The organism is Paenibacillus sp. 01T443 (assembly GCF_056398325.1).
Genome location: NZ_JBFTPE010000008.1, coordinates 301,412 through 315,577 on the forward strand (window position 1 = coordinate 301,412; position 14,166 = coordinate 315,577).

11 protein-coding genes are annotated in these 14,166 nt (G+C 48.3%); 6 read left to right on the forward strand and 5 right to left on the reverse strand.

Annotated features, from left to right (window positions below; genetic code table 11):
- Positions 1-223: 223 nt before the first annotated feature.
- From AC1DLI_RS15240 to AC1DLI_RS15255, 4 genes are all read right to left on the reverse strand, one after another.
- Entirely contained in the window at positions 224-1,945 is a 1,722-nt protein-coding gene (locus AC1DLI_RS15240) for a proline--tRNA ligase (protein WP_477603918.1), read from the reverse strand.
- 366 nt (positions 1,946-2,311) lie between these two features.
- Positions 2,312-3,463 carry an ABC transporter permease gene (locus AC1DLI_RS15245; protein ID WP_477603920.1) on the reverse strand — a complete coding sequence of 384 codons (1,152 nt, stop codon included), beginning with the start codon at positions 3,461-3,463 and terminating at the stop codon, positions 2,312-2,314.
- Positions 3,456-4,628, reverse strand: a complete 1,173-nt coding sequence (locus AC1DLI_RS15250) for an ABC transporter permease (protein WP_477603922.1) — start codon at positions 4,626-4,628, stop codon at positions 3,456-3,458. The genes AC1DLI_RS15245 and AC1DLI_RS15250 overlap by 8 nt, the downstream gene beginning before the upstream one ends.
- Positions 4,629-4,640: 12 nt before the next feature.
- Entirely contained in the window at positions 4,641-5,585 is a 945-nt protein-coding gene (locus AC1DLI_RS15255) for an ABC transporter ATP-binding protein (protein ID WP_477603924.1), read from the reverse strand.
- A gap of 220 nt (positions 5,586-5,805) precedes the next feature.
- Here AC1DLI_RS15255 and AC1DLI_RS15260 point away from each other — a divergent pair, with 220 nt between their 5' ends.
- From AC1DLI_RS15260 to AC1DLI_RS15270, 3 genes are read left to right on the forward strand one after another with little or no spacing between them, the layout of a single operon-like run.
- A complete protein-coding gene (locus AC1DLI_RS15260; protein WP_477603926.1) occupies positions 5,806-6,936 on the forward strand; it encodes a sensor histidine kinase in 1,131 nt (376 codons plus the stop codon).
- A gap of 37 nt (positions 6,937-6,973) precedes the next feature.
- Entirely contained in the window at positions 6,974-7,615 is a 642-nt protein-coding gene (locus tag AC1DLI_RS15265; protein WP_477603928.1) for a response regulator, read from the forward strand.
- Between the two features lie 25 nt (positions 7,616-7,640).
- Positions 7,641-8,288, forward strand: coding sequence for a DUF1054 domain-containing protein (locus AC1DLI_RS15270; RefSeq protein WP_477603930.1), 648 nt, complete (start codon positions 7,641-7,643; stop codon positions 8,286-8,288).
- Positions 8,289-8,352: 64 nt separating this feature from the next.
- On the opposite strand, the gene AC1DLI_RS15275 is transcribed toward AC1DLI_RS15270, so the two are convergent.
- Positions 8,353-11,382: an efflux RND transporter permease subunit gene (locus AC1DLI_RS15275; protein WP_477603932.1), complete on the reverse strand. Its 3,030-nt coding sequence runs from the start codon at positions 11,380-11,382 to the stop codon at positions 8,353-8,355.
- A 243-nt stretch (positions 11,383-11,625) separates the two neighbouring features.
- Here AC1DLI_RS15275 and AC1DLI_RS15280 point away from each other — a divergent pair, with 243 nt between their 5' ends.
- Genes AC1DLI_RS15280 through AC1DLI_RS15290 form a run of 3 tightly spaced genes read left to right on the forward strand, consistent with a single transcriptional unit; the run spans position 11,626 to position 14,125 of the window.
- A complete protein-coding gene (locus tag AC1DLI_RS15280; protein ID WP_477603934.1) occupies positions 11,626-12,390 on the forward strand; it encodes an ABC transporter ATP-binding protein in 765 nt (254 codons plus the stop codon).
- Positions 12,387-13,406 (forward strand): ABC transporter permease, encoded by a 1,020-nt coding sequence (locus AC1DLI_RS15285; protein WP_477603936.1) that lies wholly within the window; start codon positions 12,387-12,389, stop codon positions 13,404-13,406. Before AC1DLI_RS15280 ends, AC1DLI_RS15285 begins: the two co-directional genes overlap by 4 nt.
- A gap of 56 nt (positions 13,407-13,462) precedes the next feature.
- Positions 13,463-14,125, forward strand: coding sequence for a TetR/AcrR family transcriptional regulator (locus AC1DLI_RS15290; protein WP_477603938.1), 663 nt, complete (start codon positions 13,463-13,465; stop codon positions 14,123-14,125).
- Positions 14,126-14,166 lie beyond the last annotated feature (41 nt).

Sequence of the window (14,166 nt, forward strand, 5' to 3'; positions counted from 1 at the left end):
CAATCCCTCCCTTACCTCAGTTTAGTTGACGAAATGTTCTGATAATTTGTTCTTACTTTTATCTTATACTCCATCCTATGTTCTGGCAACTTGGATTATTGACTAATTTTACGCTGAAAGCCGACTTTCATAAAAAAAGGGCGCGGCCGCCTCCAAATGAAGACAGCTCGTTCCCTTTTTACGGCATTATTCCATAGGCAAACGCGGAAAATCAGAAATACTTTTAATATTCTGATCCGAGTGCGAAAGAAATAGCTTCTTCCAAACCACACTTTTGAATTTCGCCGGCCTTTCTTACCTTTAATTCTACGACTCCTTCGGCAGCATGTTTGCCTACAACGATACGAAGCGGTATTCCGATTAAATCGGAATCCTTGAATTTAACGCCAGGTCTCTCGTCACGATCATCCAGCAGCGTATCCACTCCACCTTCGTTAAGCCTCGCCGTAATATGCATTGCCAAATCCATCTGCACCGGATCTTTCACCGAAACGGGCACGACATGTACCTGGTACGGCGCGATTGACCTTGGCCATACGATTCCGTTGCCATCACTATGCTGCTCTAATACGGCAGACAACAGCCTGGATACGCCAATGCCGTAACAGCCCATAATAAATGGCTGCGTTGATCCCGAGGCATTCAAATATTTGGCTTGCAATGATTCACTGTATTTGGTACCAAGCTTAAACACATGTCCGACCTCAATCCCCCGGTACAATGTCAAGCTCCCCTCCTCGCAGCGCGGGCAGCAGTCTCCCGCTTCAGCGTTACGGTAATCACCGGCTAATGCCTCTGCCAAATGAACATCCGGTTTCACATTGCCAAGGTGGAAATCCTTTTCGTTAGCTCCTGCAATACCACTGTCCATTGCAAGAACCGCAAAGTCAGCGAGCATTGGAATCTGAAGTCCGATCGGTCCCGCGAAGCCGGTAGGAGCGCCAGTCACTAGCTCCGTTGTTGCCTGATCCGCCAGTTCAAGATGCGAGGCAGACAGCATGTTCTTCACTTTTATTTCATTAACCTCATGATCTCCACGAATGATGACGGCTATAGGCTTGCCATCGGCTAAGTAAATCATAGTTTTGATGAATGAATCCGCTCCGAGCCCAAATGCATCGGTTAGCTGATCGATCTTCTTGATATCAGGAGTATGATGCCGCTCAAGCTGAGCGCTGTGCTTTTTCTCCCCATTTGCTTGCTCGCGAACAGGCTGCTTTTTTGTTCCATACTCCGCTTTCTCTAGGTTAGCCGCGTAACTGCAAGCACTGCATACCGCAATCGTGTCTTCACCGATATCCGCGAGTGCCATAAATTCATGCGTTCCGCCTTCGCCTCCGATTGAACCGGCATCGGCTTCAACGGAACGGAAATATAACCCGCAGCGCGTGAAAATACGGTGATAAGCTTCATACATGCTCGTATAGCTTCGATGAAGCCCTTCCCAATCCGCGTCAAAGGAGTAGGCGTCCTTCATCAGAAACTCTCTGCCGCGCAATAGGCCGAACCGCGGCCGCTTCTCATCGCGGAATTTCGTTTGAATTTGGTACAGCGTCATCGGAAGCTGCCGGTAGGAGCTCACCTCGCTGCGGACCAATGCCGTAATAACTTCCTCGTGAGTCGGTCCTAATGTAAATTCCCGCTCATGGCGGTCTCGCAGTCGCATGAGCTCAGGCCCGTAAATCTCATAACGGCCGGATTGCTGCCATAGCTCAGCCGGCTGCATCGCGGGCATAAGAATCTCTTGCGCTCCGGCGAGATCCATTTCCTCCCGGACAATTTGCTCAAGCTTTCTTAATACACGGCGGCCTAACGGCAAATAAGTATAAATACCAGCCGCAAGCTGTCTGATTAATCCTGCGCGCAGCATCAATTGATGGCTGATTGCTTCCGCATCGGACGGCGCTTCACGCAGGGTAGGCATTAATAATTGGCTCTGTCTCATTTTTGATAACCCTCCCATTTTAAATTCCCATTTTTTCGAAAACAAAAAGAACGCATTCGTAAGGGACGAATGCGTTCGTGGTACCACCCTAATATAGCCGCAGCAAACATAGAGCAGCTCTCAATCGATAACGGAAATATTTCCCGGCAGCAGCACGGCTAATAATTTACTGCTGCAGCTCACAAGGTAGGGTTTAATCAATCGTTCATAGAAGCCTTGCAGCCAGTGGGCTTCCTCTCTGAAATAAACGTTGGCTGATTAACATAGCCTTGATCTACGCTGATAAGATGTCATTAAGTTTTGACAAATTTACATTAAAACGCATTCGAAGTCAAGTCTATTTTCATAAAAGAATACGAACGGTTATTAACTGGTTCGATTCGGTCTAAGCACAACTGAACCAAAGGCAAGCAATACGGCAGCGAACAAGAGCAGGATACATAGCTGCAAGCTGATATCGCTAAAGCTGCCTCCGCCGCCCAAACGGTCAATCGCCATAATCGCCCATTTTTGAGGAGTGAAATTGGCGAGCTTTTGCATGAAATCGGGCAGAATCGAAAGCGGAAAAAAACAGCCGCTGATCATGCAGGAAGGCGTAATCACCAAGTTGTTGATTTGGGAAAGCTGCGTGCTGTTTCGTACTAAACCGGCTATTGCAGAAGCGACTCCCACTGCTGCGAGCAGGAAAAATTCCAGCACGAGCAGCATGGCTCCAAACGGTATGCCGGGCGAATAACCGAAGACGAAATACATTAAACTTAATACAATCACAAGCTGTATGGTGCCTACCAGCATGCTGCCCATAAAATTTCCAAACGCAATATCCATTGATCGAAGCGGAGCGGTAAACATTCTGGCCATCGTTCGCTGCTCCCGATCCTCCATTACAAAACCGATGGATTGGCTTACAAGAAGCATAAGAAACATCAAGATAAGGCCGATCATCATCGGGTTGGAAACGATATGGCCAAGCTTCATTTCAGCATTTTCCGCAACAATCGTTGGCGCTGCTTGTGCTTCAAGCAGCGCTTCCAGCTTTGCTAAATCAGCACCCGCTTCGCTACCTGCGCTGCTTACAAGACTTACAGATGCGAAAAGCCGATCTGATTCTGTTGCCAGCATTGCTGCAAGTGAAGCATTCCACAGCTGCTTATTCATTTGGTAGAGTGACGCCTTAGCGTGAATGCCCTCTAGCATTTTCGCCGTAAAATCGGGTGGAATATAGATTGCTGCGTCTGCTTTCCCGTCGATGACAAGATTTTTAAGCTCCTGCTCGGAATTCGATACACTTTGAATCTCATAAAGGGATTCTTTTTCTATCGTGGACGCTAAATAGGCGCCTAATAATCCCGTATCCGTATTGTTTACGGCAATCACGGCTTTGTTACCTTCTAAGCTTGCAAACAATCCAACCATAATCGATAAAATAATAGCCGGAATCAGGACGTTCATGATCAGTCCGCGACGTGACCCCATCGTTCTGCGTATGAGCTGCGCTGCTATATGCAAGCTAGGCATGCTGTTTCACCACCTTAGGCAGTCTAATGACTGCAATTATTGTAAGCGCGAGTGCGAACAGTGTGAGAATACCGATTCCGTGCCAAACGTCCGAGTCGTTGGTTCCGCTCATAATGGCACGAAGACTGATGTTAGCCCAATGATTAATCGTTAATTGATTAGCCCCGCCGACCAATTTCTCCACACCGGTCATCATGCCTCCGCTGAGAAATGTCATGCTGAATACGACGATAGTAAACAAGGTTTGCGTAGTTTTTCTTGTACGGGCTATTGAAGCGATCGTAATGGCTAGACCTGCGCCAGCCGCTGTCGTTAGCAAACAAATTAACGAAATGGCACCAAATTGCCCGCCCCAATCAACGCCGTAAACATAGGTTGTAAACACTACAATGACAACCGCTTGCAGCGCAGCAAGCATAACAGCGCCAACGATGATGCCAAACACGATCACCCGGAATGAATGCGGGATGGCGTACATGCGGTGAAGCGTACCGTTCTCTTTCTGGGTCAGCAATGCAATGGCTGCCGTCATGCCCCCATAAAGCAGAAACATAATGAGGTACGCTGCCGAATAATATTGGATGGCAGAAGTCTCGCCAAAAAATTGGCTGTCACCCATTCCAAGATTATGGATGTCTATCGGTGATTCCGATGCGGCAGCTGATTGGCCGCTCTGCACGCCTGCTCTAGCAGCCGCCGCCTCGTCAAGCGTCTTCATGGCTGCAATTTCTATATTCATGCTAGACATATAACGATCGACAAACGCATCCGCTGCAATATTTTTCTCTTCGTAACGCCCGCTGTAGGTGAACCATTTAGAAGCGTCTCCCGCCAGCACTTGCTTGGAGAAATAGTCAGGAATATATACGCCGTAATCCGCCAGGCCTTCTCGCACCCAGTCCTTTACTTCGGCTTCCGATTCCGCTTGAAGAACCTTAACATAGGGCCGATTGGCTTCATCGTTCCAAAATGAATCAATGCTTGCCTTCAACTCTCCTTGGTCCTCGTTGAAATAAGCAACCTTGGCAGGCTTAATCTCGGTATCGAACGCGCTGCCGAGCAGCAAAATCAATAGCAATGGCAATCCGATTAATATAATTAGAACGGAACGCATCCTGCTGTATTTAATCAATTCATAATAAGCAGTCGTCCACCAAACTCTCATCGTAAACTCCCCCTATTCGTCACGCAAATTGCGTCCGGTCATTTGCAGAAAGAGCGATTTGAGATTCGGCTCCACCCGTGTCAGCTTGCGAAGATTAATGCTGTGCTTCTGGATGATAAACAATAAATCTTGGAGGATGGACGGCGATTCCTTTACCGACACCTCAAGCGTCATACCATTATCCCGCTCATCCAGATGCTGCACGCCCGGATGCCCTGACATCTCATCCCGTGCTGGTCTCGGCAGCCCGTCAATTTCAAAAATAAGCTTCTCATCTTGCCCAACCTGGCGTTTTAATTCATCCTTCGTGCCGCATGCAATAAGCTTGCCTTGATCGAGGATACCGATTCTGGTACATATCGCCTCCACCTCTTCCATGTAGTGGCTTGTATAAATCACGGTTGATCCAAGTTTATTTAAAGCTCTTACCGATTCTAAAATGTGATTTCTGGATTGCGGGTCAATACCCACAGTCGGCTCATCCATAATAATCAGCTTTGGCCGGTGCATGATGGCGCATGCGATATTGAGCCGTCTCTTCATGCCGCCGGAAAACGTCGATGGCTTATCCTTAGCCTTATCCAGCAGCCCGACAAATTGCAGCGCTTCATCTACTCGATCGCGAAGCATCGAGCCTCGAAGGCCATACAGCTTCGCAAAAAAAGTTACGTTTTCCCTTGCAGTTAACGTTTCGTAGATCGCGAGCTCCTGCGGCACCAGCCCAATCCTTTTCTTTACCTCGAGCGGCTGCTTCCGTATGGAGAAGCCGTCAACCAAAATGTCGCCGCCGCTTGGATTCAGCAACCCCGACAGCATATGAATGGTTGTGCTTTTTCCTGCGCCGTTTGGACCCAGCAAACCAAAAATTTCTCCTTCGCCGATATTAAAAGTAAGGTGGTTAACGGTTAACGTTGTATCATATTTCTTAACAACCTCGCGAAATGCAACTAGACTCATCCATCCTCATCCTCCTGGTTTGTTTCTGATAAACCTATTGTAAACCAGGGCAATCTTGGAAACAGGTCAAATTAGTCACCTTCTGGAGGTGACAAAAGTCATCTCTTTAAATGACCGGGCTGAAAGCGTGAAGGTTATATGAAAACCTTCCTTCCTAGTCGTTCGTCAATCAGAGATTATGCTATAATGAAGCAAATTCAGCTGCGGGAGCTATTTCGATATGAATATACTGCTGTATCGGATTCGAGCCTTACTGGTAGCGGTACCTTCCGTTATTAGTATCGTGAACGTCAGCCCTAGCTTCTATGCTCTCTATACGGCTACTGCCCTGCTTGCGCTTCTGCTGATAAAGACTAGCTCGTTATTTCCTAAATATCGCAATCTATTGCTGGTTGCCGAGCTTATCAGCTTCACCTGGTTTTCCTATACCTATGGGGGATTCCTGTTTCTCTTGCTTTTCTCCACTCTTATTGCCTCTTTCCGCGGCAGACCTGACCGAACGCGAAGTGTCCTATGGTCTGCTATAGGGTTAATGGCATTAATCGCTGGATTGCAAAACAATGATCATCATCTGCTCCTGACTGCGGCTGTACTGTGGGTCATGACAGCAGCCATACTCTACGCTACAAATGAATACGAGGAAAAGCATCATCACATAGAAGACTTGTACGAAGCGCTAGCCGCCAGTCATGCCGAGCTCGATGCCGCGAGAATCCGAATGCAGGAATATGCCCTGCAGGTTGAGTATCAAGCACAGATTGAAGAGCGCAACCGGATCGCCAAAGATATCCACGATGATCTGGGGCACCGGCTGATTCGCGTCAAAATGATGTCGGAAGCCGCACTGCATTTATTTGATGCGGACACCGTCAGGGCACGCAACACAGTCGAGCAAATACGCGACCAACTGCAGGACAGCATGGAGCTGATGCGCCGTACCGTTAGGAGATTGGCAGCGGACGGTGAAAAGGATGTCAGACGGTATGCGCTCGATCGGCTCGTGGAAGAGTCGGCAGCTGGCCTTGGGATAACGGTCAGCTTCCAAGTAACCGGCAACCCTAGACCGCTTTATCCGAGCATGGAGCTCATCCTGTTCAAAAATGCCCAAGAAGCTATCACGAATGCCGTTCGTCACGGAAAAGTGACGTCTGTTACGGTAGATCTTAACTTCCTTTCTTCTAGCGTTGCCCTTACGATAGCGAATAACGGCAGCCTGCCGGAAGAGCCGATAGAGGCCGGGCTTGGGATGCGAGGCATGAGAGAGAGGATGGCATTGATCGGCGGCCGAGTGGAATGGAAAAAGTCTGATCGGTTCTCTATCACGACTACGCTTCCGCTGCTTGGCGGATAACGGAATTCATAGTGTTCAGAAATGGGGTTATGTGCTTATGATCCAGGTGCTGGTCGTGGATGATGATCCATTTATCCGAGAGAGCATGAAGGTAATTTTGGAGCTGGATAATGATTTGCATGTCGCAGGGGTTTGCGGCAACGGGCAAGAAGCCGCAGCTTTTGCTTGTCATAATAAAGTCGATGTCGTGCTCATGGATATTCGGATGCCCATTTGTGACGGCGTAGAGGGAACCAAGCTGCTCCGCGCGCTTGACTCTCCCCCTGCTGTCCTCATCTTAACGACCTTTGATGACGATGAATACATCGCACAAGCGATTCGTAACGGAGCAAACGGCTATTTGCTCAAAAATGTACCGCCTAGCCGCATTATCAGCGGCATTAAGACCGTCCATGAAGGCTCAGTCCTCATTCATCCGGACATTGCCCGCAAGCTTGCAGGGATGCTTGAAAGGCCGCGTGCCGAATCAGGCAAAGCAGCAACCATTGCAGGCCTTACGCAAACCGAGGTTCAAATCGTAAAATTAATTGCCGATGGGCAATCCAACAAGGAAATTGCGGCAACCTTATTTTTAAGCGAGGGCACGATCAAAAATTATATTACTGAAATATTAAATAAACTTGAGCTTCGCGACCGTACCCAAATCGCAATCTTTTATTTGAAATTAGCGCATCAATGATTTTTAAATTAAAGGAGATTAAACCATGACAACACAGACTACCTCAGCAAAGCTAGCTGGATTTACGCAGGCCGATTTCGATGTTTTTGGAATCGAGGGTCTTGAAGAGCGAATGGCGGCCATTCAAAATCAGATTCAACCAAAGTTTCGGGCACTCGGGGAGCAGCTTAGCGTTGATGCGGCTGTGCATGCCGGTAACGAGATGTACCTGCATGTAGCTAGGCACGCCCGCCGCAAGGTTAATCCCCCAAAGGATACCTGGCTGGCGATTTGCAGCAACAAACGCGGCTACAAAGCACACCCGCACTTTCAGCTTGGCTTATTTGATGACCATTTGTTTCTATGGCTGGCGCTTATTTACGAGGTTCCGAACAAAGCCAATATCGCAACTGCTTTCTTAAAACAAATCGACGATGTCATCGCGAATGTACCTAAGGATTACGTGCTTTCTCTTGATCATATGAAAAAAGAATCGACTGCGGTCAGCACGATGACGAAGAAGGACTGGAAAGAGGCGCTCGTTCGTTTCCGGGACGTACAGAAGGCTGAGCTCCTTATCGGACGGCATGTGCAGGTAAATGATCCCATCCTGCGCGACGGCGAAGCGCTGCTTGCTCTTGCTTCTTCTACGTATGAAACGCTCATGCCGCTTTACCACATGTCGAACTTATAATCGTAAAATAAAAAAGAGCTGTTCCAGCAAGGCATAACGCCTTCTGGGACAGCTCTTTTTTTAGTTAAAGCTGCTGAGCAGCTGCTGCTTCCGCTTGTGCGGATGCTGCGTTTGCGCGTCTTTGTTTGCGTGAAATGCGGAAGAACAACAGCTCATACACGCAAGGAACAATAATCAGCGTAAGCAGCGTTGCCGCGATCAAGCCGCCGATGACGACGATCGCAAGGCTTTGCGAAACGATGCTTCCCGATTCATGTGAACCGAATACGAGCGGCAGCATCGCCGATACTGTGGCTACTGCCGTCATCACGATCGGACGCATACGCGTCGTTGCCGCTTCGATCAGCGATTCGCGAATCGACATCGTTTGCTCATTTTGCTTCACTCGGTCTATTAAGACAATCGCATTCGTAACCACGATTCCGATCAGCATCAGCGCTCCGAACATCGCCGTGAAGTCTGGCGTAACGCCCGATACAAGCAAGCCTGTAACCGCACCGATGGCAGCTAGCGGCAAGGAAATCATAATCGCGAGCGGCGCTCGCAGCGTCTTAAACGTCAATACCATGATGAGGTATACGATACCGATGGAAATAAGCGCTGTTAAGCCCAAATCCGCAAAATCGCTTGATTGATCAGCAGATGCTCCGCCCACTGAAAGGGATACTCCATCAGGCAGCTTAAGCGCATCTGCCGCTTTATTGATTTCTTTCCCAACGACCGACAGCTCTTTAGGCTCCGCGATAGCCGTTACGCGAATGTAAGTCTTTCCTTCTTTATGGTAATACAAGGAAGGCTCATCAGAGCGAACCAGTTCTGCAACTTTCGATATTGGCGTTGCGCCAGCCTCTGTCATGACCGTCAGTTGTTCTAGCTCGGTTGTTGACGCTGGATTCACGACTGGCTGCAAAATAACCGGCGTATCGCTCTCCTCTATTTGGATCGTACCGATTGGCAGCGGATTGAGCATGCTTTGCAGCTGCATAGCGACCTCTTGKCCTTTAGCCAGGGTAGGATCGACTTTAAAGGAATAGACCGATTTTTTCTCTTCTTGGTTGCTTTCTACCTTCTGCACGCCGTCAATCGGTTTAACCGCGGCAATCAAATGATCTGCTGTTTGAGTAAGCTGCTCAATATTGTCGCCTGTCACATCGATATAGATTTGCGAGGATCCCCCGCCCATCATTAAATCAGATGCATTTGCGGTCAAAACAGCGTCTTTATAATTATCCTTCTGCGCTTTCACATTCTCCATAAACAGCTCTGCGTCAACGTTATCCTTCAAATCGATCATATACGTAATCAGGGTAGGCGATGATACCGATCCGTATTTCGCTGCATCAGCGCTATTGCCGAGCATCATCATGACCCATTCAATATCCTGATCGGCAGTCAGGTAGGATTCGAATTTCTTTCCTTCTTCCAGTACACGTTCCGCCGGCGTTTCACTCGGATATTGCAAGGTTACATTAATGTTCTCAGCGCTGGAAGAGTCGAGCGCTCCCTTTGGCATGAACACATATGCGCTGATTGAGCCTGCGAATAGCAGCACCGCTATAAGGAGCGGTATGATTTTGTGAGCAAGGTTCCATCTGATAAATGCTGCGAATTTAGGCGAACCGGCATGCTCCTTCTCCTTCGTTCCCCGCAGCAGCACGGCGCTTAAGAGCGGCACTACCGTCAAGGCAACAAGTAAGGAAGCAAGCAGCGAATAGGCAACGGTCAGTGCGAATGGCAGCAGGAATGCCTGCAATGATCCGCGCAGAAGGCCCATCGGTAAAAATACCGCAACCGTCACAAGCGTAGATGATGTTATCGCGGAGGAAACTTCTTTCGTCGCGTCCGTTATCAGCTTAACCGAGAAAGACTCTTTTTGGAGCCTTCTGTATATATTCTCGATAACGACTATACTGTCATCAACGAGTCGCCCAACGGCTACCGCAACGCCACCCAGCGTGATAATGTTAAGCGATACGCCTGATAGCTGAAGCAAATACAACGTAATGCCAAGCGACAGCGGAATCGATACAATCGTTACGATCGTAGCTTTGAAATTACGCATGAACAATAAGATTACGATCGTAGCGAACAATGCTCCGAGCAGCACCTCACGCATCATGCTGTTTACGGATGATACGACCGAATCGGAAGTGCTTAGAATAATCGAGGCATCGATTCCTTTTAGGTCTGCATTTAAACGTTCAACTGTCTCTTCAATGCCTTTACCAACAGTAACGGCGTTCGCATCAGCAGATTTAGAGACGGTGTACATAATGGCATCCTTACCGTTCATACGGCTGATGCTCTCTTGATCCTTTGCAAATTCGACACTAGCGACATCGCCAAGCTGCACACCGGCAGCGACAGGAAGCTTGCGGAGCGTTTCCAGATCCGTCACCTGGTCATATACGTTGATATTGCCAGCCGCTCCGTCCAGCGTGCGTTCGCCAATCGAAACGGATGCACCCCGGCCCTGCAGCACGCCCATTAGCGCTTGCATTGGTATGCCTGCAGCTGCGAGCTTATCCGTATTCGGTATGATATGGACTGCCGGCGTTGATTTCCCGCTTATGCTAACTTCGCCTGCGCCCTCGGATTTCTGAAGCTCCGTCGTAACCTCTTTAAGCTTCGCTTCCTTTTCCTGCTCACTCATTCCGTCTTCAAAGGTTAATGTCACCCATGCAATTGGAATCATGGACGTATTAAATTGAACAACGAATGGCTTCATTACATTCTCAGGAAGCTGTACCTGATCGACGATCCGCTCAATCTCAGCCTTAGCTTCCTTCATGTTTGTCTTCGAATCAAAATTCAAATTGATTTGAGCATAACCGTCGCCAGAGGTCGAGAACATATCTGTTTTCCCTTTAACGAAGGTTACCGCCTCTTCCAGCGGATTTGTAACGGTCTGTTCCATTGACTTGGCGTCATTGCCTGGTCCAATAGCCGTAATCATGACCTGCGGGTTATCAGCTGCCGGCAAAAACTCCATCGGCAATCTAAAGTAGCTGATCACCCCCATCGCTAAAGCCATGATGACGATCAGGATGATGGCCGCCTTATTCCGGAACGACCATTCTGTCAATTTACTCATTTGTTTCCGACTCCTTTTCCCTCTACGGTTTTCTAGTGTTTTGTCTTTTCTAATCATAGTAGGAAGTACGGATGAGAAAAAACGTCCAGAGAATGGAATTGGTTCTCGCCCTTAGTCGGAAATCGACTACGACTGAAGACCGATGCAATCCGAAAAATGAGTAAGTACTCACTTCTAAATCATCGAGATTCCCTCTATAATGTAGTGAGTACTTACTCATTATGAAGAACAGGAGTGTGCGATATGACTCTATTCAGCCCCGCTGCACATACAAAATCAAGCATCGCAGTAGAACTGCAAGGCATCACCCGCAGGTTTAGCGGCCGTACCGTACTTGAGGGTATTACGCTATCCATCCCGCAGGGCGAGCTGTTTGGCTTGTTAGGCCCTTCCGGTTCAGGCAAAACAACGCTAATAAAGCTAATTACAGGAATTGACCGGGCGGATGACGGTTCGGTTCGAATGCTCGGCGAGAAGATGCCGCAGTTGAAAATGCTGCAAGCCTTCGGTTACATGGCGCAATCCGATGCACTTTACAATGAATTGACTGGGAAACAAAATTTAGCTTTTTTTGGCGCCATGTTTGGTCTAAAGGGAGAAGCGCTTCAGGCCCGGATTCAGGCCGTTTCCAAGCTTGTTGCATTGACCGATCATCTAAACAAACAGACCGCCGCTTATTCCGGAGGAATGAAAAGAAGGCTATCGCTTGCCATCGCCCTCCTGCATGAGCCTAAGCTGCTCGTGCTAGACGAGCCGACGGTGGGCATTGATCCGGTCTTGCGCAAGTCCATTTGGAAGGAGCTCTCCGAGCTTACCACACAGGGCGTGACTATTATTTTGACGACTCATGTCATGGATGAAGCAGAGAAATGCGATCGCTTAGGTCTGATCCGGAGCGGAAAGCTCATAGCAGTCGATACGCCGCAGGCTCTCAAGGAGCAGGCTGGCTGCAGCACGTTAGAAGAAGCGTTCATTGCGCTTGGCGAGAACGAAGGTGACCAGCGATGAGAATACGCGCACTGGCCATCCGGATCATCAAGCAATTTTTGCGTGATAAACGGACGCTTGCCTTATTGTTTCTTGCCCCCCTTCTTATCCTGAGCTTAATGAAGCTCGTATTTGACGGGCAAGCCATAGCTCCCGTGATTGGAACCGTTAAACTCCCCGCTGCCCTAAACGAGAAATTCGAGCAGCTAGGTGCCGATATTATCAGCTATGACACGAACTCTGCTGCTCAATCCGCGATTCAAGCGGGCGACCTGGACGGCATCCTGCAATTAGACGGCGGTGCTCCCGAGCTAACGCTTGAAGGAAGCAACCCCTCAATCAACCGGGCAGTATTATTGCTAATGCAAAATGCATTGCAAACAAGCGAAGGAAGCGCGGCCCCTGCTATTACTTATTTGCACGGCGGGCCGGATATGGCTGCTTTCGATTCTTTTGGACCCGTACTCATTGGTTTTTTCTCTTTTTTCTTCGTCTTTCTGCTTGCTGGCGTTTCCTTCCTTAGGGAAAGAACAAGCGGAACCTTGGAGCGCCTGCTGGCCACGCCGATCCGCCGAAGCGAGATCGTGGTTGGATATTTAGCCGGATTCGGTATTTTCACCCTGCTGCAAGCTTCTTTGATCGCCTGGTATTCGGTCGACATATTAGGGCTGTATATGGCCGGAAACATTGGATATATGCTGATTATTAATTTACTGCTTTCCTTAACGGCATTAACTCTTGGAACACTGCTATCCTCCTTTGCCAGCAGTGAATTTCAAATCATTCAATTCATTCCGATCGTAATCGTGCCGCAGGCTTTTTTCTCCGGCCTGTTTAATCTCGATGCCATGAACCCTTTGCTGCAAAAGCTAAGCTTGATTATGCCGCTCTATTATGGTGCTGATGCGATGCAAGGCATTATGATTCGCGGCGAGGACTGGGGAGATTTTCAGTTGGATGTATACGTGCTTGTAGGCTTCTCCCTCTTGTTCGCTCTCTTAAATGTGCTGGCGCTGAAGAAGCATCGCCGCATGTAGCAGTGAAGCGCTTCTGATATAATGAATGGATTGGGTAATGAGAAGGAGTGTCTTAGATGCAAGAACCAGTGGATCAATGGCTGCATGAGCTGTTGAAGTTAGATGATGACGAAGTGAAAATGACCGAAAAGCAATCAAAAATCGTGCAGGCTGCCTCTGAGGTTTTTGCGCAAAAAGGATTCGCTGCTTCATCAACGAGTGAAATTGCACAGCGGGCTGGCGTAGCCGAAGGAACGATTTTTCGTCATTACAAAACAAAAAAGGATTTGCTGATCTCAATCGTTGCGCCTGTGATGGCAAAGCTTGTAGCCCCATTTGTCCTGCGCGACTTTTATAAAGTGCTCGATGGCAGCTTCGACAGCTTAGACCAGCTGCTGCGCGCCATCATTGAAAATCGAATTGCTTTTCTCGAAAAAAATATGCAGGTTTTCAAAATATTTATTCAAGAAATCCCTTTTCATCCCGAAATTCAAGAGCAATTTCAGAAACAAATTTTGTCAAAGGTGCTGGAAAAGTTCAGTATTAGTATTCAGAAATTTCAGCAGCAAGGCTCCATTATCGATTGGTCGCCGATTACGGTTGTCCGTTTAACGGCATCTGCGTTGATCGGTTACGTGCTCTGCCGCTCCTTGTCCGGGAATGTTCCCGGCAATGTATGGAATGACGATACCGAAAGGGAAGCAACCATCACTTTTATCATAAAAGGACTTGCACCTTAGATTTATTTCATTAAAAAAAGCCGGTTATCCATCAATATGAT